We start from the raw sequence: 25,748 nt of genomic DNA, 5'->3' as shown, positions 1-25,748 counted from the left end.
CCGATGCTGTTCTTCCTCGCCCCGGAATCCCTACCCTTCGCGGTTGCGGCGGTGATGTTGGCCGCCTTCACCGGCATCGAGCTCCTCTGCCTGCTGCTCGGCTTCTCACTGGGCGAGGCGATCGACAAGGCCTGGCTGGACGACCACAACGCATTGGGCGGGCTGATGTCCTGGTTCAATGTCGGCGGCGTACCGCTGCTCGTGCTGCTGATGCTTTTCCTCGGCCTCTTCGCGATGATCGGTTTTGTCATCCAGGCGGTGGCCGGGGCCCTGTGGGTGCCGCTGCCTGCCCTTGTCGCGGCGCTACCGGCACTCGCCGTCTCGCTGCCCGCAGTTCGGATGTCGAGCCGATGGGTGGCAAAGATCGTGCCGCGTGACGAAAGCTATGCCGTCGATCTCGGCGATTTCGTCGGCCGCAGCGGCGAAGTCACCGTCGGCCCACTGGACCAGGGCCTGCCGGGACGCATCCGCCTCAAGGATCGCCACGGCAACTGGCATGTGCTGCGCGCGCGCGCCGCCCGCAACGAGCAACCGATCGCCATCGGCACGCAGGTGCTCGTCGTCGACCGCGTTTCCAACATTTTCATTGCGATATCGGCGCCGGCAGACCTGCTGACGCCGCCCAATCCTTAAAATTCCCACGTCTTAAAGTCTCACGGAGCAACCATGTTTTATGAACTCTTGGTGCCGGCCGGCATCGGCATCGTCCTGATCCTCGGCATCGGCTTTGTTCTTGCATCGCTCTATACCCGCTCGAGCCGCGACGAAGCCTATGTGCGCACGGGCCTTGGCGGCCAGAAGGTGGTCCTCGACGGCGGCTCCATCGTGCTGCCGATCTTCCACTCGATCGCCCGCGTCAACCTGAAGACGCTGCGCCTTGAAGTTCGCCGCGGCGAAGGCGACGCGCTGATCACCAAGGACCGCATGCGCGTCGATATCGGCGCGGAATTCTATGTCCGCGTGAAGCCCGATGCCTCCTCGATCGCGCTTGCAGCCCAGACACTCGGCGACCGTACCAACGATGCCGAACAGCTGCGCGTGCTGATCGAGGCCAAGTTCGTCGACGGTCTGCGCTCGGTCGCCGCCACCATGAGCCTCGACGCGCTGCAGGAACAGCGCATGGATTTCGTCAAGGCGGTGCAGGAAGCGGTCGGCGCCGACCTGCAGTCGAACGGTCTCGAACTCGAATCCGTTTCGCTGACCCGTCTCGACCAGACGGATATCAAGCACTTCAACGCCAACAACTTCTTCGACGCCCATGGTCTTGCGGCGCTGACCCGCATTACCGAGGGCCGCAAGAAGGAGCGCAACGAGATCGTGCGCGATACCGAAGTCGCGATCGCCCAGAAGGATCTGGAAGCCCGCCAGCAATCGCTGACGATCGAGCGCACCAAGCGCGAGGCGGAGCTGAACCAGGAACGCGACATCGCCAACAAGTCGGCCGCCACCCGCGCCGAAACCGCGCAGCAGGAACAGGCGGCCAAGCGCGCCGAGGAAGAAGCTCGCATCGCCGCCGAGCAGGCGATCGCCGAACGCGAGGCGCTTGCCAAGCAGGCGCGTGAAAGCGCCAACATCGACGCCACCCGCGCCGTGCAGCAGCGCGACACGGAAGCCCGCCGCGACCTGCAGATCGTTTCGCAGGAAAGCGCCATCGCGGTTGCCAACAAGAGCCGGGAAGAGTCCGAGGCGAAGGCCCAGGCTGAAACCGCCCGTGCGCTCGCCATTGCCGCGGAAGAAAAGGTGGAAACCGCAAAGGCCGTGGAAATCGCTGAACGCGAACGCCAGATCGCCGTCATCGACGCCCGCAAGAACGCCGAAACCGAAGCGACCGCCGTGACCGTCGGCGCCGAAGCCGAAAAGCAGGCGGCCCTCGACCAGGCCGATGCGATCAAGACGCTGGCCACCGCCGAGGCCGACGCCGCGATCATCAAGGCGAAGGGCGTGCTCGAAACCGGCAAGGCCGCAGCCGAGAGCGAGGCGCTGCTCAACGAAGCCCGCAACAAGCTGAGCTCCGCCATCATTGAATTCGAGATCCTGCGCGAACGCATCCGCATCATTCCCGAAGCGCTGGCAGAAGCGGTCAAGCCGATCGAGAAGATCTCCGACATCCGCATCTTCGACACCGGCGGCATGCTCGGCCGCAACGGCGGCGGCGACGGTGCTGCAAACGGCATCGGCCTTGGCGACGGGTTGGCGGGCCAGCTCCTGTCCTACCAGGCCAACAAGCCGATCGTCGACCAACTGCTGAAGGAAGCCGGCTTCAACGGTGAAAATGCCATCTCGTCGCTGCTCGGCAACCTGCAGGCGGCACCGCCGCCGGCGGAGAAATCGCCGAAGAAGTAACGCGAAACCGACGGGATCCCTGGCCTCGCGGCCGGGGATCAGACTATGGGTGCGGGCATCAGGTCAGGCCGGCCCGCGCGTGACCGCAAGCATCCTGCGGCGCTGTCGTCGCGACCCTTAAACCGGCCCTGCGGCCGACGGTCCGCCTTCTTCCCTCCTGCCTCGGCTGCCGGGTCACGGGCCGCTCAACATGCTGGCGCACTAGCGCGCGTGTTCAATGCGCCACGTTCTGCCGTTTCCGCAAGTTGCCGAGAACTGGCCATTTACATCCACAAGTGCTAATATTTTTGGGCCGAAGGTTCCAGAGGAACCCGCCTCGCGGCCGACAATCAGATAAACGCGAATTGCTTGCAGCCAATTGCCGCGCCGTCGGACGACCGCTCCATGAGCGCCGTCGATGTCCGACGACATCAACGTGGAGGAAAAGCCAATGGCCAGCAATCTTGTTTCGTATATCGCGCAGATGCTTACCCCTGACATGATCGCACGCATCGCTTCGGCGCTCGGGCTCGACAGCAGCAAGGTGCAGGGCGCCGTCAGCGCCGCCATTCCCGCGGTGCTGGCGGGACTGACGGGTGTCGCCGCGCAACCGGGCGGGGCGCAGAAGATCGCCGATACCGCCAGTCAACAGGGCGGATCGCTCGACAGTCTCATCGGGATGCTTCAGGGAGGCGATCAGGCGACGCTTAGCCAGAACGGGTCACAGATCATTTCGTCAATCTTCGGGGCGAAGGACGGCAGTGCGCTTGCGAACGCCATCGGCGGGATCTCCGGCATGGACCCGCGGGCGAGCGGTTCGTTGCTGGCGACGCTTGCTCCCCTCGTGCTGGGTGGCCTTGCCCGGCAGAGCGGCGGCGATCTCAGCGCCAATGGCATCGCCGGACTGCTCGCGAGCCAGAAGGACAACATCGCGGCCGCCCTGCCCTCCGGCGCAAGAGAACTGCTTGGCGGAACAGGCTTGCTCGGCGGGCTCGGCGTTTCGGCACAGTCTGCCGCGGCCTCGGCGAGCCAGGTCGCCCGCAGCGCCGCGACAGCGGCTTCGTCCGTCGGTGGAGCCGGTCAGCGCGCAGCCGAGGCGGCGACGCCGTCCGGGTCGCGCAACTGGCTCTACTGGGTGATTGCCGTACTCGCGCTTGCAGCCGTGCTCTTCTATCTGTTCGGCAGACCGAGCGGAGAGGTCGCGCCACAGGCTGGCACGGCGGGGCAAAGCTTGACGGTCGGCGGGGTCGACATCGGCCGGCAGGTCCAGGACAGCATGGCGAGCCTGCAGACAACGCTGACCGGTGTCACGGACGCCGCCTCGGCCACGGCCGCCCTGCCGAAACTGGAGGAGATTTCAGCCGGGCTCGACAAAGTCACGGGCGCCACCGGGCAACTGTCTGCCGAACAGAAGGCAGCCCTTTCCGCGCTCGTCGGGCCATTGATGCCAACGCTCAACGGGCTTTTCGACAAGGTGCTGGCGATACCCGGCGCTTCCGACATCGTGAAACCCGCAATCGATGCATTGAAGACCAAGCTCGCCTCACTGGCGACCTGAAGAACCAGCCCAAGCATGAGCTGCCGGCCCTGCATTCCGCACGGACCGTTGGCGATTGTCATCGACGAAACCGGATAGGAAGGAAGACGGCCATGGCCGACAAATCGACATTCACCCCGGAAGAATGGACGCTGCTCCTGGAGAGCGTGATGATGGCCGGCATTGCCGTGACGGCCGCGGAGCCGAGCGGCCTCTGGGGGATGATGAAGGAAGGCATCGCCAACAGCAGCGCACTTCTGCAGGCAAAAGCCGATGCCGCAGCAAGCCCGCTCGTCAAGGCGCTGGTCGCCGACTTCGAAACCTCGGAGGGCCGGACCGCCGCTCGCGATGGGCTGCAGACGAAACTCAAGGGTGCCAAGCCGGAGGACATGAAGGCCAGATGCATTGAAACGCTGAATCAGGCCCGGACACTCGTCGAGACCAAGGCGCAGGGTGATGTCGCAGCCTTCAGCACATGGCTATACCAGATCAGCCAGAAGGTGGCGGAAGCCGCCAAGGAAGGCGGCTTCCTGGGCTTCGGCGGCGTCGCTGTCAGCGATGCTGAGAAGGCCACCTTGTCGGAGATTTCCGCGGCGCTGAAAGTCGCCTAGGCAGCTGCGTTTCGCCGCGGAAGCACGAACGTGCCGTCAGCCCGGCCGCCGACGCCCTTGCCCGGTTCGCAAGGGCATCGATGGCTATAGTTCGGCAAACCGCAATCGCTGGCGACAACGCCGCGACATCGTTGTCAGATGGGTCACCCTTTGACGCGGCGCACGACCCGCGATCGCCATATCAGGGTGGGCTATCGGAAGCGCCGGATGACCGCTGGCAAGGAGAACGATCGATCGCCGCGCCTCCGACACAACAGGAACGTGCCCGCCCCCATCCTGAAACAGATATCGAGCCTGCTGGCGATTTTGTTTCCTGGACGCCGAAGTCGAGTTGATAGAGACGCGCGTTTAAACAACGAACCCCGGAAGCTTCCGTGAACCGCCCTGAAGTCGGGCTGCTTCGCATAGCACATGGTGGTGAGATAGATTATGGCGGAGAGGGTGGGATTCGAACCCACGGTACGGTTGCCCGTACGCCGCATTTCGAGTGCGGTGCTTTCGACCACTCAGCCACCTCTCCGCTTTGCTGGTCGGCGCTTGTTCGGCGCGGTCGGGTTCATAGCGGCAGATTCGGGTGCTGGCAAGGGCCTTGTTTGAAGAATATGTAACGGCCTCGTTGCTTTCGCCTTGACACGCCTGTGCAAATCCTTGTAATCCGCGCAATGAAGTGGTGTGGCCTAGCTTCACCGCAGCGGGTGCGATTTGCGCCCATTCACCGGTGGATATCCGAAAAGGAGATCCACTCAACTGTCGACTGAGAAAAAGACGGCCTTGTCTTCGGGCAGAGAGCCGGATCGAACATGAAAGGATAAAAAATGTTCGCAGTCATCAAGACCGGCGGTAAGCAGTACCGCGTGGCCGCCAACGACGTCCTCACCATCGAAAAGCTGGAAGGCGTTGCAGGCGACAAGATCGAATTCACCGAGATCCTGATGGTCGGCGTTGGCGCCGATGCAACCATCGGTGCTCCGTTTGTCGAAGGCGCCGTTGTCAGCGCTGAAGTTGTTGAGCAGGGTCGCGCCAAGAAGGTCATCGCCTTCAAGAAGCGTCGCCGCCAGAACTCCAAGCGCTCGCGCGGTCACCGCCAGCACCAGACGACCGTCCGCATCCTGGACATCGCTGCTGCCGGTGGCAAGGCAAAGAAGGCTTCGAAGAAGTCTGAAGCTGCCGCTGAAGCCGCTGCAAACTGAGTTCAGGGATCTAAGGTTTAAAGGAGAACACCAATGGCACACAAAAAAGCTGGCGGTTCGTCGCGTAACGGTCGCGATTCTGAGTCCAAGCGCCTTGGCGTGAAGAAGTTCGGCGGCGAGAACGTCATTGCAGGCAACATTATCGTGCGCCAGCGCGGTACGAAGTGGCATCCGGGCGCCAATGTCGGCCTCGGTAAGGACCACACGATTTTTGCACTTACGGCCGGCAACGTGGACTTCCGTACGAAGGCCAATGGCCGCGTGTACGTGTCTGTAATGCCGAAAGCCGAAGCAGCGGAATAAGCCGGTAGCGCTCTAAAACAGCCGGCGTCTCATCGACCCGGCTGACGCACCTGATGGTTCCAAGCCAGACTTCAAAGGGGAGATGGGGCAATACCCAACTCCCCTTTTTCGTTTCTGGAGGAAACCATGCAAACCGAGTTGTTGAGGGAAGACCAATCCCGGTCTCCCGAGCAGAGGCTGAGGCCCCAACGGTCAAGGACCGATTGCCCGATATTGTTGTCACCCCGGCTCGTTCTGCGCGCGCCCCATGAAGACGATATCGACGCCCTTGCCCATCTTGCCAACAATGCCAATGTCGCGACCATGGTTTCGCGCATGCCGCACCCGTATACGACGGCCGATGCCGCCGACTTCGTGCGACGCGCGAAAGCCGGCACGATTGGCAAGTGCGTCTACGCGATTACCAAAGCGGACAATGGCGCATTTCTCGGTTGTTGCGGTATCGAGCCGCATCCCGATGGCAAGACGGCGGAGCTCGGCTATTGGCTGGGCGAGCCCTATTGGAACCAGGGCTATGCCACCGAGGCCGCCCAGGTCCTGACCGACATGGCCTTCCGCACCCGCGACATCGACCAGATCGATGCGCGCTGCCGGGTCATGAACTTGGCATCGCGCCGGGTCATCCAGAAGTGCGGTTTCCAGTTCCAGGGCAGCGGCATGGTCGGCAGCCTGGCGCTCGGCGGCTCGATCGCCGTCGAATGGTACCGACTCGACCGCAAGACCTGGGTCTCCTTGAGAAGCTGGGGAGGCATGCGATGAACGCGCTCGCTTCCGAACGCCAGCGGATCGTCGCCCGCCCCGGTCCCGGCCCCTGCCCGGTCATCGAGACCAAGCGCCTGGTTCTACGCCCGCATCGGCGAAACGACGCCGAGGCGATCGCCCAGTCGCTCGGCGATTTCCAGGTGGCGCGCATGCTGGCGCGCGTTCCCGCGCCCTACGATCAGCAGGACGCGCTCGACTGGCTGACGGCGCAGACTTCAGGTTTGACGCCAGACTGGACCTTCGCCGTCACCACCGGTGACGACGTGCACATCGGCTGCGTCGGCATCGAGCTCCGCCACGGCCAATGGCATGTCGGCTACTGGCTGAACCGCTTCTACTGGGGCAAGGGCTTTGCCTCGGAGGCTGCCTATGCGGCGGTCGAGCGCTTCTTCCGCCGCATGCCCGAAACGACCCTGCATTCCGGCGTCTTTGCCGACAATCCGGGATCGCTGAAGGTGCAGGAGAAGATCGGCTTCCAGATCACCGGCTGCGCCCAGGTCTATGCGCTCGCGCGCAACGCCATGGTCGCCCATATCGAGACGCGGCTGACCGCCGCCGATCTGCGCCGACCGCACTAGAGAACATCCCCGCGAAGCTCGGGCTTCGCGGGGACTTTTTTTCATGCGAGCGTGAAACCGACAGGCAGGTGGTCGGAACCCTTGGCCTCATAGTCGGTCCAGGCATCGGTGAGACGAGACGCAAGGCCGGCGCTCAAGAAACAATAGTCGAGATGCATGCGTTTTTCGGGGTTTTCGGGATGGATCCAGCTATAGCTTTCAGGCGTCAGGCGGCCGAGATGGGCAAGCGCATCGACCGGATTCTCAAGCCGCAGCGAACGGCCGTAGAAGGCGTCGCGCGAGCCCGTCATCGCGCAGTATTCCGGCGTCTCCGGCTCCATGTTGAAATCGCCCATGACGACGAAGTCCTCCGGATGCGGCGGCTCGGCCATGCCGAAATCGGCCGCCCCGGTGATCGCGCCGCCTTCGAGCGGATAACCGAGCAGCCGGTCCTTGAGATAACGGATCTGGGCAATACGCTCGGCCGGCAGCACATGATCGAGATGCACGGAATAGACCCGGAGTGGACCGTCGGGCGTTGCGATCAGCGCTTCCGTCGCCCCGCGCTGCAGGTTCATCGGGCTGATCGTGCGGGTGCGCGGCAAGGGGATGAGCCGGGTTGCAAGGATCGGCCAGCGCGACAGGATCATGTTGCCGAACTGGAAGCGCCGGCTGACGGCGCGTCCATCCTCGATCGCCGAACCGATGTCGATGTCGCAAGGCGCGTGGAAGGCCGCGAATTGGCCAGGAAACAGCTTTTCGAAGCGGGTGACGAGATCGACATGGCCGTTGCGGTGGAAGCCGCGCGTCACTTCCTGAAGCGCGATGATGTCGGCGTCCCCGATCGAGGCGGCGATACGCTCGGGATCGAAGCGGCCGTCGAGGCCGATGCCGTATTGGATGTTGTAGCTAACGAACCGCACGATATTCTTTGACCTCCGAATAAACCGCCTATATCGATGGCGGCAAATTACAGCGCCGCGCATCCTTTAGGACCTGCAAAGGTCGCTGTAACACTTTCTAAGACCGCGCACTTACACCGAACAGATGGCAGCCCAATGAAATTTCTCGACGAAACGAAAGTCTATATCCGCTCCGGCGACGGTGGCGCAGGCGCCGTCTCGTTCCGGCGCGAGAAGTTCATCGAGTTCGGCGGACCGGACGGCGGCGACGGCGGCCGTGGCGGAGACGTCTGGGTGGAGGCCGTCAACGGCCTGAACACGCTCATCGACTTCCGTTACCAACAGCACTTCAAGGCCAAGACCGGCCAGCACGGCATGGGCCGCAACCGCACCGGCGCCGGCGGCGACGACGTGACGCTGAAGGTCCCGGTCGGCACCCAGATCTTCGAGGAAGACAACGAGACGCTGATCGTCGACATGGTCGCCGAGGGCCAGCGCTATCGGCTGGCCGCCGGCGGCAATGGCGGCTTCGGCAACGCCCGCTTCAAGTCCGCGACCAACCAGGCGCCGAACTGGGCCAACCCCGGTCTCGAGGGCGACGAGAAGACGCTCTGGCTGCGGCTGAAGCTGATCGCCGATGCCGGTCTCGTCGGTCTGCCGAATGCCGGCAAGTCGACCTTCCTTGCCGCCTGCACGCGCGCTCGCCCGAAGATCGCCAACTATCCGTTCACGACGCTGCATCCCAATCTCGGCGTCGCCACCATCGACGGCAACGAGTTCATTATCGCCGACATTCCCGGCCTGATCGAAGGTGCGCATGAAGGTGTGGGCATCGGCGACCGCTTCCTCGGCCATGTCGAGCGCACGCGCGTGCTGCTGCACCTCGTCTCCGCCCAGGAGGAAGATGTCGCCAAGGCCTATAAGACGGTCAGGCACGAGCTCGAAGCCTATGGCGGCGGGCTGGAAGACAAGCCGCAGATCGTCGCGCTGTCGCAGATCGACGTGCTCGACGAGGACGAGCTGAAGGTGAAAGCCAAGGCGCTGGCCAAGGCCTGCGGCGAGCAGCCCCTGCTGCTCTCTGCCGCCGTCGGCAAGGGCATGACCGAAGCGCTGCGAGCGTTGCGCAGCGTCATCGTCGCCGCCAAGGCCGGTGAAGGCTATGGCGAGGAGAACCTCTGAGATGACCAAGACCCGCAAGCCGCTTTTGAAGTATCGCCGGGTCGTCATCAAGATCGGGTCGGCATTGCTGGTCGACCGCGCCACCGGGCTGAAGAAGGCCTGGCTTGACGCCATGTGCGCCGACATCGCCCGCCTGAAGGCCAAGGGCGTCGAAGTGCTGGTCGTCTCCTCGGGCGCGATCGCGCTCGGCCGTACCGTGCTCAACCTGCCGGCAGGTGCCCTGAAGCTCGAAGAGAGCCAGGCGGCCGCCGCCGTCGGCCAGATTGCGCTCGCGCGCGCCTGGTCGGAGAGCCTTTCGACCGATGCCATCGTCGCCGGCCAGGTGCTGCTGACACTCGGCGACACGGAAGAGCGCCGCCGCTACCTCAACGCCCGCGCCACCATCAACCAGCTGCTGAAACTCGGCGCCGTGCCGATCATCAACGAGAACGATACGGTTGCGACCACAGAAATCCGCTATGGCGACAACGATCGCCTCGCCGCCCGTGTCGCCACTATGGTCGGCGCCGATTTGCTGGTGCTGCTCTCCGATATCGATGGGCTCTACACGGCCCCGCCGCATCTCGACCCGAACGCCCGCTTCCTCGAAACGATCGCCGAGATCACCCCTGAGATCGAGGCCATGGCCGGGGGTGCGGCATCCGAGCTTTCGCGCGGCGGCATGCGCACCAAGATCGATGCCGGCAAGATCGCCACGACCGCCGGCTGCGCCATGATCATCGCCTCAGGCAAGCCGAACCATCCGCTGGCAGCGATCGAGGACGGCGCCCGTTCGTCCTGGTTCGCACCATCAGGCTCGCCGGTGACCGCGCGCAAGACCTGGATTGCCGGTCAATTGCTACCAGCCGGAACGCTTGCCGTCGATGCCGGTGCCGAAGAGGCGCTGCGCTCGGGCAAGAGCCTGCTGCCGGCCGGCGTCCGTGACGTGACGGGCAGCTTCAGCCGCGGTGACACCATCGCCATTCACGGCACCTCCGGCCGCGAGATCGCCCGTGGTCTTGCCGGCTACGATGCCGACGAAGCCCGCCAGATCGCCGGCAAGAAATCGGCCGAGATCGCCGCGATCCTCGGCTATGCCGGCCGCGCCGCCATGGTGCACCGCGACGATATGGTGATGACCGGAAAACGCGCTGAGGCCGAGGGCAGCCGGAAGGATGAAGTCCATGCTTGACGAGGTGAAAAACAAGGGCGACGTCGAGACCGTCATGCTGGAGATCGGCCGCAACGCCAAGGCCGCCAGCCGACCGCTTGCCATCGCCCGCGCCGAACGCAAGCACGCCGCCCTGATCGCCATGGCCGATGCGATCGTCGCCCGCACGGACGAGATCCTCTCGGCCAATGCGATCGACCTTGAAAACGCCCGCGAAGGCGGCGTCGCCGCCTCTTTCATCGACCGCCTGACGTTGAGCGAAGGCCGCATCCGCGACATGGCAAACGGCATTCGCGCGATTGCCGAGTTCAAGGATCCGGTCGGTGACATCATTGCCGAATGGGATCGCCCGAACGGCCTGCATATCGAGCGCGTCCGCACGCCGCTCGGCGTCATCGGCGTCATCTATGAAAGCCGGCCGAACGTGACGGCTGACGCCGGCGCGCTGTGCCTCAAGGCTGGTAATGCCGTTATCCTGCGCGGCGGCTCCGACAGCTTCCATTCCTCCGGCGCGATCCATGCCTGCCTCGTCGAAGGCCTCAAAGCCGCCGGCCTGCCGGAACATGCGATCCAGATGGTGCCGGTCTCTGACCGCGCGGCCGTCGGCGCCATGCTCTCGGGTCTTGGCGGCACGATTGATGTGATTGTACCGCGCGGGGGCAAGAGCCTCGTTGCCCGGGTGCAGAACGAAGCGCGCGTGCCGGTCTTTGCCCATCTCGAAGGCCTCTGCCACATCTATGTCGATGCCTCTGCCGATCTCGCCATGGCGGAAAAGATCGTCGTCAACGCCAAGATGCGCCGCACCGGTATCTGTGGTGCTGCCGAAACACTGCTGATCGACCGCAACGACGCCGACCGACTGGTCAAGCCGTTGCTGAACGCCCTGCTGTCAGCGGGCTGCGAAGTACGCGTCTCCGACGAGCTCTCAGGCGCGGTCGACGGCCTGAAGGAAGCGATCGACGAGGATTGGGCAACGGAATATCTCGACGCCATCATCTCGGTGAAGCTGGTCGACGGGATCGCCGGTGCGATCGAGCACATCGGCACCTGGTCGTCGGCCCACACGGAGGCCGTCATCGCCGAGGATCCCGGGGTCGTCGAGCGTTTCTTCTCGGAGATCGATTCCGCGATCTTGCTGCATAACGCCTCGACCCAGTTTGCCGATGGCGGCGAATTCGGCATGGGCGGTGAAATCGGCATCGCCACGGGCAAGATGCATGCGCGCGGACCGGTCGGCGTCGAACAGCTGACCTCTTTCAAGTATCGGGTGCGTGGTGCTGGACAGGTCAGGCCCTGAGGTGACGGCAGGCAGGGTGAACGCCCGCTACCTGCGCATGCCCCATGTCGAAGCCGGCATGGTGGTGGGCCTCTTCGGCGGATCCTTCAACCCGCCGCATGAGGGCCATGTGCTCGTTGCCGACACGGCGATCCAACGGCTCGGGCTCGACCAGCTCTGGTGGATGGTGACCCCTGGCAATCCGCTGAAGGACCACAACAATCTGGCGCCGCTTGCCGACCGCATCGCCATGAGCGAAGCGATCGCGCACAACCCGCGCATCAAGGTGACGGCCTTCGAAAAGGCGTTGGGGCAGAGCTATACCGCCCGCACGCTCGAAATCGTGCAGGCGCGAAACCGCGACATTCGCTTCGTCTGGATCATGGGCGCCGACAACCTGAAGAGCTTCCATCGCTGGCAGAACTGGCAAAAGATCGCCCGCACTTTCCCGATCGCCGTCATCGATCGGCCGGGCTCGACGCTCGCCTATCTCTCCTCGCGCATGGCGAAAACCTTCGACTATGCTCGCATCGACGAGGACGACGCGCGGCGCCTCCCCTTCCACCGCGCGCCAGCCTGGACCTTCATCCATGGACCTCGCTCATCGATGAGTTCGACGGCGCTTCGCGCCGCCGGTGGAGTATGATTTCCAGGGATTCAGTTCTGCTGTCTTGAAACAGCTACGGTTTGATGCCTACATTCATGGACGGTTCGATCTTTGTTCGAATCGGAAGTGCCTGTTCTGTTCATGTGGAAAGGAAAGACCCTGACAACAGCACACGCCAAGGGATATGCGGTTACCGCATTCCCGCGCAGCACGGGATCTAGCGACGAAGCCGCTGTCCGTGCGCTTCAACTGGTCCTCGAGAGCCTAGAGGACTCGAAGGCAGAAGACATCGTCAGCATCAACATTGCCGGAAAGTCGGCGCTGGGAGACTTCATGGTCGTTGTCTCCGGGCGATCGAACAGGCATGTGATGGCCATTGCAGATCACCTGACGACCGACCTGAAAGACGGGGGCTTTGGCAATGCCCGTGTCGAAGGTCTGGAAGGCGGTGACTGGGTGCTGATCGACACCGGTGATGTGATCGTTCACATCTTCCGGCCGGAAATCCGGGAGTTCTACAACATCGAGAAGATGTGGGCGGCTCCCGAGATCGAGGACGGCACCTTGCATTGAGACCGACCGGGTCGCCGCGCAGCTGAATGCCGGACGAGCCGAGTTGCGGTCATGCATGAATGTGAAGGGCTGGCGCCGCCTTGGGCGGCGTTGTCAGCCGGATATTTGTTGCGACTGATCGTAACCTGCAGGCCCGTCAACCGGACAAGGCGCGCAACGACGCTGCAAGGCTCCAGGAACGCGGTATAAGATTCTCCTTGAATCGACACGATTTCAGGAACTATGCAGTGCGCGTTGCAGCGCAAGCGAGGACGGACAAGGTCATGCGTATCGGACTTTTCGCAGTCGGCCGCCTCAAGGCGGGGCCGGAAAAGGATCTTGCGGCCCGTTATCTCGATCGCTTCTCCAAGGCCGGTCCGGCGATCGGGCTTGAGCTTTCCCGCGTCGTCGAAGTCAACGAAAGTCGTGCTTCGAACGCCGAGACGCGCAAGCGCGAGGAAGCCGCACAGCTCGAAAAGGCACTGGCCGAAGGCAGTCTGCTCGTGCTCTTGGACGAACGCGGCAAGGCGCTGGATTCGGAAGGCTTCTCATCGCTTCTCGGCACGTTCCGCGACAGCGGCAAGCGTGACCTGATGATCGCGATCGGTGGCGCCGATGGTCTCGATCCGAACCTTCATGCCCGCGCCGATGCGGTGCTGAACCTTGGAAAGATGACCTGGCCGCACCAGCTCGTGCGCATCCTGATCGCCGAACAGCTCTACCGGGCCGTCACCATTCTCTCCGGCCACCCCTATCATCGGGTCTGAAGCGGCGGGGCTGCTTTTCGGGCAACCTCTCCCGGTACACGCGGCGATAACGAGAATATGCTTGGTCGTGCGCGCCAAATCAGATTAGGTTTTTTCCTCATATTTTCGGATGGACGCACGCAACGGATGACGCCCCGAGGCAGGACCAGCGTTTTCGGCATGGGAAGAGACGGCACAGGACGGCTTGCCCGTACTGCGGCGGCCTTTGCGCTTGCGCTTGCGATCGGCCTGCCGGCGAGCGCCCAGGAGGCCACGCCGCCCGCCGCCGCGACCGGTCAGGAGCAGGGCCCGCCCGACCCCGCCGCCGACCTCACGCTTCGCCGCAACAGTACGCGCAGCGAACTGGATGCGCTCTCCAAGACGATCACGCTTTCCCAGGAGCGCGCCAATGCGCTGACGGAAACCATTGCCGAAATCGACAAGACCAACGAGACGCTGCGCGCCGCAATCGTCGAGTCCGCAAAGAAACGCCAGGATCTCGAACAGCAGATCGTCGATGGCGAGAAGAAGCTGAGCGACCTTAGAACCAAGGAAGACACGGTCCGTCGCTCGCTGCGCTCACGCCGGGGCGTGCTTGCCGAGGTGCTCGCCGCCCTGCAGCGGATGGGGCGCAACCCGCCGCCGGCGATCCTGGTGACCCCTGAGGATGCGCTCGGCTCCGTGCGCAGCGCCATTCTGCTTGGCGCCGTCGTGCCCGGCCTGCGCAAGGAAACCGAAAACCTGGTGGCCGACCTCAAGGCGCTCGCCGACATCCGCATCGGCATCGACCGGCAGCGCGAGGACCTGACTGCGGCAATGACCGCCAATGTCGAGGAAGAGCGCCGCATGTCGATGCTGGTTGCCGAAAAGGAAAAGCTGCGCCAGACGAGCGCCAGCGAACTTGCGGCCGAGCAGCGCAAGGCGCAGGAACTGGCCTCGCAGGCGACCAATCTCCAGGGCCTGATCGGCTCACTCGAGGACCAGATCTCCTCCGTTCGCGAGGCTGCCGAAGCGGCGCGCGCGCAGGAGGAAGAACGCCGTCGTATGAGTGAGGCAGAGCGCGAGGCGGCGCGGGAACTCGCCCGCAATGCGGTGCCTGACAAAAACCGCATTGCGCCCGCATATGTGTTTTCGGAGCTGAGGAACAAGCTTGCCTATCCGGCCGCGGGATCGCTGTTGCGCAAATTCGGCGATGCAGACGGGACGGGGCATTCCCTGCAAGGGATCATGTTGGAAACCAATCCCGGCGCGCTGGTGACTGCGCCGTCAGATGGCTGGATCGTCTATGCAGGCAATTTCCGCAGTTATGGGCAGATGATCATTCTCAACCCGGGCGACGGCTACCACGTCGTGCTTTCGGGGATGGAGAAGGTGAGCGTTCAGACTGGGCAGTTCGTCGTCGCCGGAGAACCGCTGGCGACGATGGGCGCAAAAAGAGTGGCGAGCGCTGCGGCCTTGGCGCTGGAAACGGACCGGCCGACGCTTTACATTGAATTCCGAAAAGACGGAAAACCGGTTGATTCCCGACCATGGTGGACCGCAGCAGAGGTTGGAAAGGCGCGAAATGATACGTAGGGCTTCACTTGTTCTGGTCGGGGCGCTGATGGGCGCGACCGCGATGGGCGTGGTTTATTCGGCTGTCGTTCCGGCCGTCGCTGCCAACACCTCGACCTATCGCGAACTGGCAATCTTCGGCGACGTGTTCGAACGCGTGCGGGCGCAATACGTGACGCCGCCGCAGGACGACAAGCTGATCGAGAACGCGATCAACGGCATGCTTTCCTCGCTCGACCCGCATTCGAGCTACATGAACTCGACCGATGCCGAGGACATGCGCACCCAGACGCGCGGTGAATTCGGCGGCCTCGGCATCGAAGTGACGATGGAAGACGACCTCGTCAAGGTCACGAGCCCGATCGACGACACACCTGCGGCCCGCGCCGGCGTGCTTGCCGGCGACTTCATTTCCAAGATCGACGGTGCGGATGTTCGCGGACTGAAGCTCGAAGACGCCGTCGAAAAGATGCGCGGCGCCATCGGCACCCCGATCAAGCTGACGATCCTGCGCAAGGGCGCGGACAAGCCGATCGAACTGACGATCGTCCGCGACGTCATCGCCGTTCGTGCGGTCAAGTTCCGCACCGAAGGCGACGTCGGCTACCTGCGCGTCATATCCTTCACTGAAAAGACCTATGACGACCTGAAGAAGGGCATCGAGAAGATCAAGGCGGAAGTGCCGGCCGACAAGCTGAAGGGCTACGTGCTCGACCTGCGCCTCAACCCGGGCGGTCTGCTCGACCAGGCGATCAACGTCTCCGACGCCTTCCTGGAACGTGGCGAAGTCGTTTCGACCCGCGGCCGCAACCCGGACGAGACCCGTCGCTTCAACGCCACGCCGGGCGATCTGACCGATGGCAAGCCGGTAGTCGTGCTGGTCAACGGCGGCTCGGCCTCCGCTTCGGAAATCGTCGCCGGTGCCCTGCAGGACCTGAAGCGCGCGACCGTGCTCGGCACGCGCTCCTTCGGCAAGGGTTCGGTCCAGACGATCATCCCGCTCGGCGAAGCCGGTGCGCTGCGTCTGACGACCGCGCTCTACTACACGCCGTCGGGCAAATCGATCCAGGGCACGGGCATCACGCCTGACATCAAGGTCGAACAGCCTCTGCCGCCGGAACTGCTCGGCAAGGTCGAGGCTCAGGGCGAGTCCGATCTGCGCGGCCACATCCAGGGCCAGAGCGAGACCGACGAAGGCTCCGGCTCGGTCGCCTATGTGCCGCCGGAAGCCAAGGACGACCTGCAGCTGAACTACGCGCTCGACCTTCTGCGCGGCAAGAAGACGGACCCGTCCTTCCCGGCGAGCCCCGAGCAGGCTCAGCTGAAGAAGTAAGCCTCACAGACACGAAACGAAGCGCCGCATGTTCACCCGAACATGCGGCGCTTCGCATTTGGCCCCATGACTGGGCCGGCCGATGCACTGGTCAAGCCTTCGCCACTAAATTATAGGGTTAGCAAGCGCTGCCGCGGCCACTGATTCTTTCGAAGGCATACGGCGTGCGACGGGAGAGGATCGGCACGCGTCCTGGCGCCGGCCTCGCTCTAGCGGCAACATCCCACAGCTCGACCGAGGCTTCGTTTGGGAACTGATCTCAATGCTCCGCTCGGCCAGAACCGGCGGGCCAAGCCAGTGTCGAAGCGCAATCCCCAGCGAACGCTCGGGTTTTCTCTTGCCGGCCTTTGCATCGCCGCGGTGATTGGCATTTCCGCCTGGAACACGCTTTCGCCGGACGGTTTGCGGCGTGATTCCGCATCGCCGGTCGTAACGGCCGAGAAAGCGAAGAGCCCAGGCGACAAGGCATCCAACCCGGCCAGCGGCCAGACGGGCGTCGGCTCCGGAACGATGGCACCGGGAACGGCCTATTCCGGCGCCGATGTCGAGCGCACGCTTACCGACGACGGCTCCACCGTCACGACGTTCTCGCCGCGCAGCCGCGACGGCAAGGGACCGGCGCTCATCAATGTCGGTCCGATCCGCGGCCAGGATCCGCGCATGGCGGCGATGCCCAATGACGACCTGCTGGAAGAAAGCCCCGCCGGGCGCCTGCCGATCATCGGCCCCGACGGGCTGCGGCCGCTCGATCAATATGCGCGCCCCTGGTCGGGCGCGCGCGGCACACGCATCGCACTTGTCGTCGGCGGGCTCGGCCTCAGCCAGACGGGAACCCAGAAGGCGATCCGCGACCTGCCGGGCGAGGTGACGCTCGGCTTTGCCACGGCTGGAAACAGCCTGCAGCGCTGGATGCAGGAAGCGCGCCGCAGCGGCCACGAGATCCTGTTGCAGCTTCCGATGGAGCCGTTCGACTATCCGGCCAACGATCCGGGCCCCAATGCGCTGCGCGTCGGCCTCGGCGAAAAGAAGAACCTCGCGGAACTGCACCGCAACCTCGCCGAGATCACCAATTATACCGGCGTCATGAATTATCTTGGCGGCCGCTTCCTGTCCGATGCCGATGCGCTGGAGCCGGTCATGCGCGATCTCGGCAAGCGCGGCCTGCTGTTCCTCGACGATGGCACCTCGGCGCAGTCCCTGTCCGGCAAGCTTGCCGGCGCCTTCGACGTGCCGCACGGCTTTGCCGACCTGACGCTCGACAGCGAACTCAGCCGCAACGCGATCCTGAAGAAGCTTGATGAACTCGAACGCATCGCGCGCCGCAACGGTACCGCCATTGGCGTCGCTTCTGCCTTCGACGAGAGCGTCGGCGCGATTGCCTCCTGGATCGGTGAAGCGCAGGGGCGCGGCATCGAGATCGTCGGCGTTTCCGCGCTCGTCAAGGATCCGCAACAGAACTAGCTTAAAGCCGTCCCCACGGGACCAATGAACGTTTGCACAGAAGAGGCAGCCGATGAGCAAGGACAAGAAACTGAAGGCGGATGACCTTCCCTATCGCCCCTGTGTCGGGGTGATGGTGCTGAACCGGGCGGGCTTCGTCTGGGCCGGTCATCGTATCGCCGTCGGCAATTCCGAATATGACGGCTCGCCGCAGCAATGGCAGATGCCGCAGGGCGGCATTGACAAGGGAGAGGATCCGCTGAAGGCCGCCTATCGCGAGCTTTACGAAGAGACCGGCATGAGCACCGTCTCGCTGCTGGCCGAAGCGCCCGGCTGGATCAACTACGACCTGCCCGAACATCTGATCGGTATCGGCCTCAAGGGCAAGTATCGCGGCCAGACGCAGCGCTGGTATGCCTTCCGCTTTGAAGGCGAAGAAAACGAGATCGCCATCAACCCGCCGCCGGGCGGACACGAGCCGGAGTTCGACGCCTGGGAATGGAAGCCGATGCGCGACCTGCCGGAGCTGATCGTGCCGTTCAAGCGCAAGGTCTACGAGGAAGTGGTTGCGGCTTTCACGCATCTGGCGCCGTGAACCGGACCTGCTGTTCCTGGAACGACAAAGGCCGGCGATATCGCCGGCCTTTGTGTTTGCAAGCTTTTACCAGGCTCAGTCGGCTTCGGCCTCGTTGGCCGGAGCGGCATTGAGCTGGCCGTATTTCTCTTCGCCGATCTTGTCGAGCAGCTCGAGCTGGGTTTCGAGGAAGTCGATATGGCCTTCCTCGTCGGCGAGCAGCTCTTCGAAGAGCTTCATGGAGACGTAGTCTCCGGCGGCGTGACAGATGTCGCGGGATTTCTTGTAGGCGGTGCGGGCGTCGTATTCGCCGGCGAGGTCAGCCTTCAGCACTTCCTTGACGTTCTGGCCGATGCGCAGCGGCGCAACCGTCTGCAGGTTGGGATGGCCTTCAAGGAAGATGATGCGCGCGACGAGCTTGTCGGCATGCTGCATCTCCTCGATGGATTCGGCCCGCTCCTTCTTGGCGAGAAGCGTATAGCCCCAGTCCTCGAGGAGGCGGTAGTGCAGCCAATACTGGTTGACGGCACCGAGTTCGAGATAGAGCGCTTCGTTAAGCTGCTCGATGACTTTTTTGTCGCCTTTCAAGATCCGCCCTCCGGTTGTCGTCATGGAATTGTCTGAGGCGGGTCATGAAATCAAATATCTCTGCGTCCGTCGAGTCGCGGTGCGCGTGATATTGCTCGGTGGTGCGGATGATGATGTCGACGACATTGGGGAAACAGCCGCAGCAACGGCCGCGTTTTTCCATCGCGTGGTAGACTTTCGCCGGCACGATCAGCTGCCAACAGTCCTCGTCGAGGAGACCAATGATCGTGTCCTCGATCTCTTTTTCCGTGATGAAATTGCAGCTGCAAACCAGCATGTCGTCTCGCCTGTCGTACGCAACGCCCTGTATCAGCGCATAAAGCAAAACAGGACATTTAGTGTCAACTAAAAACTCCGCGAGCGGAAGTTGCGGGTGGATTAGAACGACTCTAAACTTGACAAAAAACTTCGCCTTTTCAGAATTTTAGAGATTCCTGAGCGACTGCGCCTGCAAACCCTGAATGGGTCATGAGGCGCACAGCCTGCGACATTTTTACACACCTCCGGTCGCGACGGCGGGAAACCCTGCCCATGACCCCGCGCCGGAAGCATTCCATGGAATCCCTCCGACGTATCTGGCCGTCCCTTCGCCAAACCGTCCCACACAATCGGGAGACAGCAAAGCCGGGTCGGGCTTTCAATGGAAATTGCGCCCCTTCGGCATCACGTCGGCCACCTCGGCTGTCGCTCGATCCGGGTTGCTGGAACTGCTGCCGGAATGGCGGGGGATCGGTAGGCGCTGGTCGCCTTGCGCCCGCTTCATGCGCGCGTCGCCGGTCGGTCTCAGTGCCTCATCGGCACGCTCGCTTGCGCCGAACCGCCGCGCTTCCTTGCGCAACAACCCGAGCATCGGCGTGATATCCTCGATGTGCTCGGCGACCACATGGATGACGCTGCTTTCGCGCTGCAGCCGGCCGCGGATCTTCACGAGACGCGCACCCATGACCACCGGCCGATAGGTCGCAAACACCTTCGGCCAGACGATCGCATTGGCAACACCGGTCTCGTCCTCGATCGTCATGAAGATGACGCCCTTGGCCGAACCCGGGCGCTGGCGGACGAGCACCAGCCCGGCAACGGTCACCCGCCGCCCGACCGGAGCGGTCGCAAGCATGCGGCTCTGGACGATCCCTTGCGCGGCAAGCGTGTCTCTGAGGAAGGAGACCGGATGCGCCTTCAGCGAGAAGGAGAGATAACGATAGTCGTTGATCACCTGCTCGCCTGCCAGCATCTCCGGCAAGATCATCGCGGGCTCCGGCCGCAACTCCTCTCTCGCAGCCCCCTCGAAAAGCGGCAGCCGCTCGGCCGCACTTTTTTCGTCGAGCGCCTTCACCGCCCAGAGCGCCTTGCGACGATCGAGCCCAATCGAGCGGAAGGCATCCGCATCCGCAAGCCTTTCGAGCGCGGAACGGGAGAGGCCGGAGCGCAGCCAGAGATCGCGAACCGATCCGTAACCGGCCCCCCTATTGGCGACGAGCTTGTCCTCGAGTTCCCTTTGGTTCAGCCCCTTGATCGAATTGAAGCCGAGGCGCATCGCCTTCGTCGTCCTGATCACAGTCTCCATCTCGCGGTGGCGCGGCTCGATGGCCCTCTTGTCGAGCCCCCCCTCTTCGAGATCCGCATCCCAGACCGAGTGGTTGATATCGACAGGCAGCACCCGGACCCCATGCTCGCGCGCATCGCGCACCAACTGACCGGGCGCGTAAAACCCCATCGGCTGCGAGTTCAAGAGCGCCGCGCAGAAGACATCCGGGTAATAGGTCTTGAGCCAGGACGAGACATAGACGAGCAGCGCAAAGGACGCGGCATGACTTTCGGGAAAGCCGTATTCGCCGAAACCCTCGATCTGCTTGAAGCAACGCTCGGCAAAATCGCGCGGATAGTTGTTCCTGACCATGCCTTCGATCATCTTCTCGTGGAAGGTATGGATCGTGCCGGTACGCTTGAAGGTCGCCATGGCCCGACGTAGCTGATCAGCCTCGCTGGGTGAAAAACCGGCGGCGGTAATCGCGATCTGCATCGCCTGCTCCTGAAACAGGGGAACACCGAGCGTCCGCTCCAGAACGAGTTCCAGTTCCTTGCTCGGATACTCGATGGGGATCTTCAAAGCATGCTGCTCCCGCCGTTTCAGATAGGGATGCACCATGTTGCCCTGGATCGGTCCGGGCCGGACGATCGCCACCTCGATGACGAGGTCGTAAAATTTCCTGGGCTTCAGCCGCGGCAGCATGCTCATCTGCGCCCGGCTCTCGATCTGGAAGACGCCGATCGTATCGGCGCGGCAGATCATGTCGTAGACGGCATCCTGATGATCCTTGAAGAGCTGATGCAGGTTTTTCTGCTCGTTGTAATGCCGGTCGAGTAGCGTGAAGGCGCGGGCGATGCAGGTGAGCATGCCGAGCGCCAGCACGTCGATCTTCAGGATCTTCAGCGTGTCGAGGTCGTCCTTGTCCCACTCGATCATGTAGCGGTCGGGCATGGCCGTGTTCATGATCGGCACGACTTCATCGAGCCGGTCGCGGGTCATCACGAAGCCGCCGACATGCTGGGAGAGATGGCGCGGGAAGCTCATCAGCTCGGTCGCATAGTCGAGCACCTTCACGGTCGTCGGGTCCTTCGTATCGAGACCCGCAGCCTGCGCCTCGCGCTCAGATAAATCGGCGACCGACCAGCCCCAGACCGAACCGGCAAGCGCCGATTGCACGTCTTCCGAGAACCCGAAAGCCTTGGCGGTTTCGCGGCCGGCCGAGCGCGCCCGGTAGCTGATGACGGCGGCCGTCAGCCCGGCATGTTCCTTGCCGTAGGTACGGTAGATGTGCTGGATCACCTCTTCCCGCTTCTCGTGCTCGAAATCGACGTCGATGTCCGGCGGCTCGTCCCGCTCGGTCGAGAGGAAACGATCGAAAAGCAGGGTGGTCTCACACGGGTCGACCTCGGTGATGCCCAGGCAATAGCAGACGGTGGAATTCGCCGCCGACCCGCGGCCCTGACACAGGATATGAACGCTGCGCGCAAACTGCATGATGTTGCGCACCGTCAGGAAGTAGGGTTCGTAACGCTTGCCCGCGATCAGCTCGAGCTCATACTCGATCTGCGTCGAAACCTTCTGAGGAATCTCACCGGGATACCGTTCGCGCGCGCCCTCCATTGTCAGCCGCCGCAGCGTCTGCGTCGGTGTTTCGCCCGGAATGCTCTCATCCGGATACTGATATTCGAGATCCGACAGCGAGAACTTCAGACGCCCAAAGAAATGCCCGGTATTGGCGATCGCTTCCGGATAATCGCGGAAGATATGGACCATTTCGCCAGGTGCCTTCAGATGCCGCTCGGCATTGGCGTGCAGCCGATAGCCGGCCGAAGCGATCGTCACATGCTCGCGAATGGCGGTGACGACATCGGCAAGCGGCCGGCGGCCGGCGGCGTGGAACAGCGGACTGTTGGTGGCGACGAGCTTGACTGCCGCGTGGCGGGCGATGGTCGCAAGCCCGGCAAAGGCAAGCTGGTCGAAGCCGTCATAACGCGGCACCAGCGCCAGATAGAGCCGATCGGCGAAATGCGGCTTCAGCCGCTTGAGGAAATCGGCAAGCAGGGTTGCCTCCGGTGCGCCGATCACCGGGCCGGGCAGCACGGCGAGAAGCAGATCCTCGCCCCATTCGATGAGATCGGTCTCGTAGAGCGTGCAGGTGCCCTTCCTGGCACGCAGGTTTCCGGCACTCAGCATCCGGCAGAGGTTGCCCCAGCCGCGGCGGTTTAAGGGATAGGCGAGCACGTCGGGCAAGTCCTCGGCAAAGGAGAGCCGCGCGCCGGGCTGGAAGGCCGACTTCTCCACCTTGGCCTGCGCATGGGCGCGCACCACGCCGGCCACCGTGTTGCGATCAGCAATGCCGAGGCCTGATATCTTGAGACGGCTCGCCGCAACCACCATCTCGCCCGGATGAGAAGCGCCTTCGAGGAAGGAGAAATTCGACCAGGCACCGATCTCGAAATAGGGGGTAGCGTCGCTCATGCGAAGACTCCATGCATGAACCAGCGCGGCGGGGCTGACGCGCCATAATGTCCTTCGCGAAACAGCCAGAACCGCCGGCCGCTATCGTCCTCCACGCGGAAATAGTCGCGCTCCAGCGCCGGCTCGCCGTCGAGCCACCATTCGCCGGCGATCCGCTCCGGCCCTTCGGCGCGCGCAATGCGGTGCAAGGTACGCCGCCAGCGAAAGCTTCTCGGCGGCCCCTCCGGCACTTCGGCCACCGCCTCCACCGGCTCGGGACTTGGAAAGAGCCGCTGCGGCCGGGCGGCGGCAGCTAGCAGGGGCGCCGGGATGTTGTTTCCCGGTTCCTCTGCCTTGCCGATCAGCGCCAGGTCCGTGAGCGGCCGGAAGCTTGCCGCCCGCTCCGGCACATGGCTTTCCGAGAGCGCCGGCACCATGAGGCTTTCTGCGCCGAAGCGCGCCATGACCCGGTCGGCAAAGGCGGCAAGCGGACGCTCGCGATCCGGCGTGCCGGAGAAATCCTCCTGCATCACCTCGTATTTTTCGCTCTTCGGCACCGAAAGCCTGAGGATTTCGAAGCCGAAGCCGGCATCGAGATCTTCGTGCACCGCCTGCAGGCGTTCGCGGAAGAGACCGGCGACGCGACGCGGCTCGTTGAGCGGCGAGGACGTGCCGGCGGCGATGCGAAAGACCGCACCGTCGACGCGGAAAAGCAGCAGTTCGAACAGGCGCCCACCCTCGCCGCGCTTTTCCAGTTCCGGCTTCAGCCGCAGTGCCAGTTCTTCCGTCAGGCCCAAAATATCGTCTTCGCCCTGGACCGGTTCGCCGAGACGGCGCTCTGCCGAAAGCGCGGCGACGGGCAGTCGTGGCGACAGCGGTTCGTCCTCGCGCCCGAGCGCCTGGTCGAGACGCAGAAGCAGGGTCGCGCCGAACCGGCGGGCAAGCGGCGCGCGCGGCGCCTCGAGGATGTCGCCGATCTGCTTGAGCCCGATCCGGCCAAGCGTTTCGATCGTCTCCCGCGGCAGCCGGAGCGCCGCTATCGGCAGCGGCGCCAGCATCCGCGCCGCCTCGTCCTCGGCGAGAATGCCGCCGGAGCCGAAACGCGCTACCGCCCAGGAGAGCCCGGCCGAAGAGGAGATCGCCGCCCGGGCCTCGACACCCAGATGGAAAAGGCGAGCGAGCAGGTCGTCGAGCAGCGCCTTTTCCCCGCCGAGAAGATGGGCGCAGCCGGTAATGTCGAGAAAGAGACCGCTGTCGCCATCGAGCGCGACGAGCGGCGTGTAGCGGCAGCACCAGTCCGCAAGGCCCGCAAGCAGCGCCCGGTCGGCGGCGGGATCGGCCGGCAGCACGTCGATCTCGGGACACATGGCCCGCGCCTCGGCAACACCTTGACCGATATGAAACCCGCGCTTCTCGGCGTAACCATCGAGCGCAACGAGACGCATTGCGCTCTTCACCTTGTCGGCGAAGACGACGGGCGGATGCTCAGGACGCCCGCGGGAAAGCCACGAGTTCCCCCAGCGCTTGCGCGCGACCCGATCGGCCGGAAGATGCGGAAAGGCGAGCGACAGAATGCGCTGGTTCTGGATCTGCCGCAGCAGCGGCTGGTAGGGGCTCGACGGGGTAAAGGCGGCGGTCATGGGGGTTCCACTCCAGGAAGAAGCCGAGCGGCGCAGGAGCCCTGCTCTTCTCGGCAATGACGTGAAAGACGGGATGGCCGATGCTGCCGCGAAGCATCGATCCATCCGGTAGCGGTCGCTCGCGCGCCGGCGCCGGCTCGACGAGGAAGCGGAAGAAGGCGCTGCTCGCCTCCTCGTGTCCGGATTGGCGCAGAAGCAGAAGGGGGACGTGGCCAGCGCGCGAGCGCACATGCAGGCGTCGGCTCTCGCTGAGTGCCAGGGCAGCCGGGTTGCCGCGAATTTCAAGGATGACGGCACAGAAGCTCGGCACGGAAAGCGCGGCCTCGGCGATCCAGAGCGCATCCTTTATCGTGCGTGGCAGGCTGAAGACGAGGCCGCGGACATCGAGACCAAAGGCCTTCAGACCCAGCCCATAGGGCATGCCCGCCTCGGCGGAAGCCATCGACTGGCTGATCCAGAGAACGGGGGCGGCCGGCTCGCCCTTTTCAAGCCGCGCCCGTTGACAGAGCACGCTGAGTGCTGCGGCAAAACCGGCGGCTGCACCGGCATCGCGCGTCTCGGCATTGCGGATTTCCGTCATGCCTTCGAGCGGCAGGCCGCCTTCGAGAAGATCGTCCAGATCGGGAACGCCGAGCGCCAGCGCCTTGCGGCCAGGCTCGTCTTCTTCCCGTTGACGGAAGCCGCCGGGATCGGCCGCCTTGGCGGCGCGCACGACGCCCGGAAGCCGACGGTTTTCGATCCTGGCTATGGTTTCTCGGAGCGAAAGTACCGTCTCCCGCTGCACGGCTGTGTCGGCCATGACGGTCAACTCCCATCAGAATGTTCATGTTATGTTCTATTAGATTCCAGAGCTTCCTAAATGAGTCAACAGCCAATTCTAAGAATTTATTCCTGTCCCTGTGGTCAAGGAATTCAACACTCGAAAAACAAAGGCAAAATC

General features: G+C 63.7%; 25 protein-coding genes and 1 tRNA gene. 19 read left to right on the top strand and 7 right to left on the bottom strand.

Going from position 1 to position 25,748, the window contains the following annotated elements:
• The first annotated feature begins 3 nt into the window (after positions 1–3).
• The 4 genes from OVA00_RS20430 to OVA00_RS20415 all read left to right on the top strand — a co-directional run bounded on the left by OVA00_RS20430 (position 4) and on the right by OVA00_RS20415 (position 4,470).
• Positions 4–633, top strand: a complete 630-nt coding sequence (locus OVA00_RS20430) for an OB-fold-containig protein (protein WP_268089537.1) — start codon at positions 4–6, stop codon at positions 631–633.
• 33 nt (positions 634–666) lie between these two features.
• Positions 667–2,343 carry a flotillin family protein gene (locus OVA00_RS20425; RefSeq protein WP_060611126.1) on the top strand — a complete coding sequence of 559 codons (1,677 nt, stop codon included), beginning with the start codon at positions 667–669 and terminating at the stop codon, positions 2,341–2,343.
• A gap of 430 nt (positions 2,344–2,773) precedes the next feature.
• Positions 2,774–3,880, top strand: a complete 1,107-nt coding sequence (locus OVA00_RS20420) for a DUF937 domain-containing protein (RefSeq protein ID WP_268089536.1) — start codon at positions 2,774–2,776, stop codon at positions 3,878–3,880.
• Positions 3,881–3,972: 92 nt separating this feature from the next.
• Complete coding sequence (locus OVA00_RS20415) at positions 3,973–4,470, top strand: hypothetical protein (RefSeq protein ID WP_034802641.1); 498 nt, start codon at positions 3,973–3,975, stop codon at positions 4,468–4,470.
• A gap of 430 nt (positions 4,471–4,900) precedes the next feature.
• Here OVA00_RS20415 and OVA00_RS20410 read toward each other — a convergent pair.
• Positions 4,901–4,990, bottom strand: a tRNA-Ser gene (locus OVA00_RS20410).
• A 295-nt stretch (positions 4,991–5,285) separates the two neighbouring features.
• On the opposite strand from OVA00_RS20410, the gene rplU reads away from it, so the two are divergent.
• The 4 genes from rplU to OVA00_RS20390 all read left to right on the top strand — a co-directional run bounded on the left by rplU (position 5,286) and on the right by OVA00_RS20390 (position 7,303).
• A complete protein-coding gene (gene rplU, locus OVA00_RS20405; RefSeq protein WP_034802644.1) occupies positions 5,286–5,660 on the top strand; it encodes a 50S ribosomal protein L21 in 375 nt (124 codons plus the stop codon).
• A 33-nt stretch (positions 5,661–5,693) separates the two neighbouring features.
• The gene (gene rpmA / locus OVA00_RS20400) at positions 5,694–5,963 is read left to right on the top strand and encodes a 50S ribosomal protein L27 (RefSeq protein ID WP_034802646.1); all 270 of its coding nucleotides are present in this window, start codon (positions 5,694–5,696) and stop codon (positions 5,961–5,963) included.
• A gap of 126 nt (positions 5,964–6,089) precedes the next feature.
• On the top strand, positions 6,090–6,722 hold the full coding sequence (locus OVA00_RS20395; RefSeq protein ID WP_034802649.1) for a GNAT family N-acetyltransferase: 633 nt from the start codon (positions 6,090–6,092) through the stop codon (positions 6,720–6,722).
• The gene (locus OVA00_RS20390; RefSeq protein WP_060586506.1) at positions 6,719–7,303 is read left to right on the top strand and encodes a GNAT family N-acetyltransferase; all 585 of its coding nucleotides are present in this window, start codon (positions 6,719–6,721) and stop codon (positions 7,301–7,303) included. The genes OVA00_RS20395 and OVA00_RS20390 overlap by 4 nt, the downstream gene beginning before the upstream one ends.
• Before the next feature lie 41 nt (positions 7,304–7,344).
• Here the strand turns inward: OVA00_RS20390 and OVA00_RS20385 are convergent, their stop codons facing one another.
• Positions 7,345–8,205: an endonuclease/exonuclease/phosphatase family protein gene (locus OVA00_RS20385; RefSeq protein WP_268089535.1), complete on the bottom strand. Its 861-nt coding sequence runs from the start codon at positions 8,203–8,205 to the stop codon at positions 7,345–7,347.
• A gap of 135 nt (positions 8,206–8,340) precedes the next feature.
• Here OVA00_RS20385 and obgE point away from each other — a divergent pair, with 135 nt between their 5' ends.
• The 10 genes from obgE to OVA00_RS20335 all read left to right on the top strand — a co-directional run bounded on the left by obgE (position 8,341) and on the right by OVA00_RS20335 (position 18,616).
• A complete protein-coding gene (gene obgE / locus OVA00_RS20380) occupies positions 8,341–9,363 on the top strand; it encodes a GTPase ObgE (RefSeq protein ID WP_060521425.1) in 1,023 nt (340 codons plus the stop codon).
• 1 nt (position 9,364) lies between these two features.
• On the top strand, positions 9,365–10,534 hold the full coding sequence (gene proB / locus OVA00_RS20375) for a glutamate 5-kinase (protein WP_268089534.1): 1,170 nt from the start codon (positions 9,365–9,367) through the stop codon (positions 10,532–10,534).
• Positions 10,527–11,810, top strand: a complete 1,284-nt coding sequence (locus tag OVA00_RS20370) for a glutamate-5-semialdehyde dehydrogenase (protein ID WP_268090350.1) — start codon at positions 10,527–10,529, stop codon at positions 11,808–11,810. Before proB ends, OVA00_RS20370 begins: the two co-directional genes overlap by 8 nt.
• A 16-nt stretch (positions 11,811–11,826) precedes the next feature.
• Positions 11,827–12,435: a nicotinate-nucleotide adenylyltransferase gene (locus tag OVA00_RS20365; RefSeq protein ID WP_089044395.1), complete on the top strand. Its 609-nt coding sequence runs from the start codon at positions 11,827–11,829 to the stop codon at positions 12,433–12,435.
• Positions 12,436–12,537: 102 nt separating this feature from the next.
• A complete protein-coding gene (gene rsfS / locus OVA00_RS20360) occupies positions 12,538–12,969 on the top strand; it encodes a ribosome silencing factor (RefSeq protein ID WP_034802667.1) in 432 nt (143 codons plus the stop codon).
• 263 nt (positions 12,970–13,232) lie between these two features.
• Positions 13,233–13,715 (top strand): 23S rRNA (pseudouridine(1915)-N(3))-methyltransferase RlmH, encoded by a 483-nt coding sequence (gene rlmH / locus OVA00_RS20355; protein ID WP_268089533.1) that lies wholly within the window; start codon positions 13,233–13,235, stop codon positions 13,713–13,715.
• A gap of 159 nt (positions 13,716–13,874) precedes the next feature.
• Positions 13,875–15,269, top strand: a complete 1,395-nt coding sequence (locus OVA00_RS20350) for a murein hydrolase activator EnvC family protein (protein WP_060611166.1) — start codon at positions 13,875–13,877, stop codon at positions 15,267–15,269.
• Positions 15,259–16,581, top strand: coding sequence for a S41 family peptidase (locus OVA00_RS20345; protein ID WP_034802677.1), 1,323 nt, complete (start codon positions 15,259–15,261; stop codon positions 16,579–16,581). The genes OVA00_RS20350 and OVA00_RS20345 overlap by 11 nt, the downstream gene beginning before the upstream one ends.
• A gap of 246 nt (positions 16,582–16,827) precedes the next feature.
• Complete coding sequence (locus OVA00_RS20340) at positions 16,828–18,042, top strand: divergent polysaccharide deacetylase family protein (protein ID WP_034802692.1); 1,215 nt, start codon at positions 16,828–16,830, stop codon at positions 18,040–18,042.
• Positions 18,043–18,094: 52 nt separating this feature from the next.
• Entirely contained in the window at positions 18,095–18,616 is a 522-nt protein-coding gene (locus OVA00_RS20335; protein WP_268089532.1) for an RNA pyrophosphohydrolase, read from the top strand.
• A 75-nt stretch (positions 18,617–18,691) separates the two neighbouring features.
• On the opposite strand, the gene bfr is transcribed toward OVA00_RS20335, so the two are convergent.
• Both bfr and OVA00_RS20325 read right to left on the bottom strand, forming a co-directional pair.
• Entirely contained in the window at positions 18,692–19,183 is a 492-nt protein-coding gene (gene bfr / locus OVA00_RS20330; protein WP_034802698.1) for a bacterioferritin, read from the bottom strand.
• Positions 19,149–19,406 (bottom strand): (2Fe-2S)-binding protein, encoded by a 258-nt coding sequence (locus tag OVA00_RS20325; protein WP_268090349.1) that lies wholly within the window; start codon positions 19,404–19,406, stop codon positions 19,149–19,151. Before OVA00_RS20325 ends, bfr begins: the two co-directional genes overlap by 35 nt.
• Between OVA00_RS20325 and OVA00_RS40055 the strand changes: the two genes are divergently transcribed.
• Positions 19,308–19,532 carry a hypothetical protein gene (locus OVA00_RS40055; protein WP_268090348.1) on the top strand — a complete coding sequence of 75 codons (225 nt, stop codon included), beginning with the start codon at positions 19,308–19,310 and terminating at the stop codon, positions 19,530–19,532. The two genes, OVA00_RS20325 and OVA00_RS40055, sit on opposite strands and share 99 nt — an antisense overlap.
• Before the next feature lie 288 nt (positions 19,533–19,820).
• Here the strand turns inward: OVA00_RS40055 and OVA00_RS20315 are convergent, their stop codons facing one another.
• Genes OVA00_RS20315 through OVA00_RS20305 form a run of 3 tightly spaced genes read right to left on the bottom strand, consistent with a single transcriptional unit; the run spans position 19,821 to position 25,607 of the window.
• Positions 19,821–23,189: an error-prone DNA polymerase gene (locus OVA00_RS20315; RefSeq protein WP_268089531.1), complete on the bottom strand. Its 3,369-nt coding sequence runs from the start codon at positions 23,187–23,189 to the stop codon at positions 19,821–19,823.
• On the bottom strand, positions 23,186–24,739 hold the full coding sequence (locus OVA00_RS20310) for a Y-family DNA polymerase (RefSeq protein ID WP_268090347.1): 1,554 nt from the start codon (positions 24,737–24,739) through the stop codon (positions 23,186–23,188). The genes OVA00_RS20315 and OVA00_RS20310 overlap by 4 nt, the downstream gene beginning before the upstream one ends.
• Positions 24,654–25,607: an ImuA family protein gene (locus tag OVA00_RS20305; RefSeq protein ID WP_162741134.1), complete on the bottom strand. Its 954-nt coding sequence runs from the start codon at positions 25,605–25,607 to the stop codon at positions 24,654–24,656. The genes OVA00_RS20310 and OVA00_RS20305 overlap by 86 nt, the downstream gene beginning before the upstream one ends.
• Between the last annotated feature and the right edge of the window lie 141 nt (positions 25,608–25,748).

The organism is Ensifer sp. SL37 (assembly GCF_026672675.1).
Classification (GTDB): Bacteria; Pseudomonadota; Alphaproteobacteria; order Rhizobiales; family Rhizobiaceae; genus Ensifer; species Ensifer adhaerens.
Note: the sequence above shows the minus strand (reverse complement) of the source record. Positions and strands in the feature narration are given on the sequence as shown.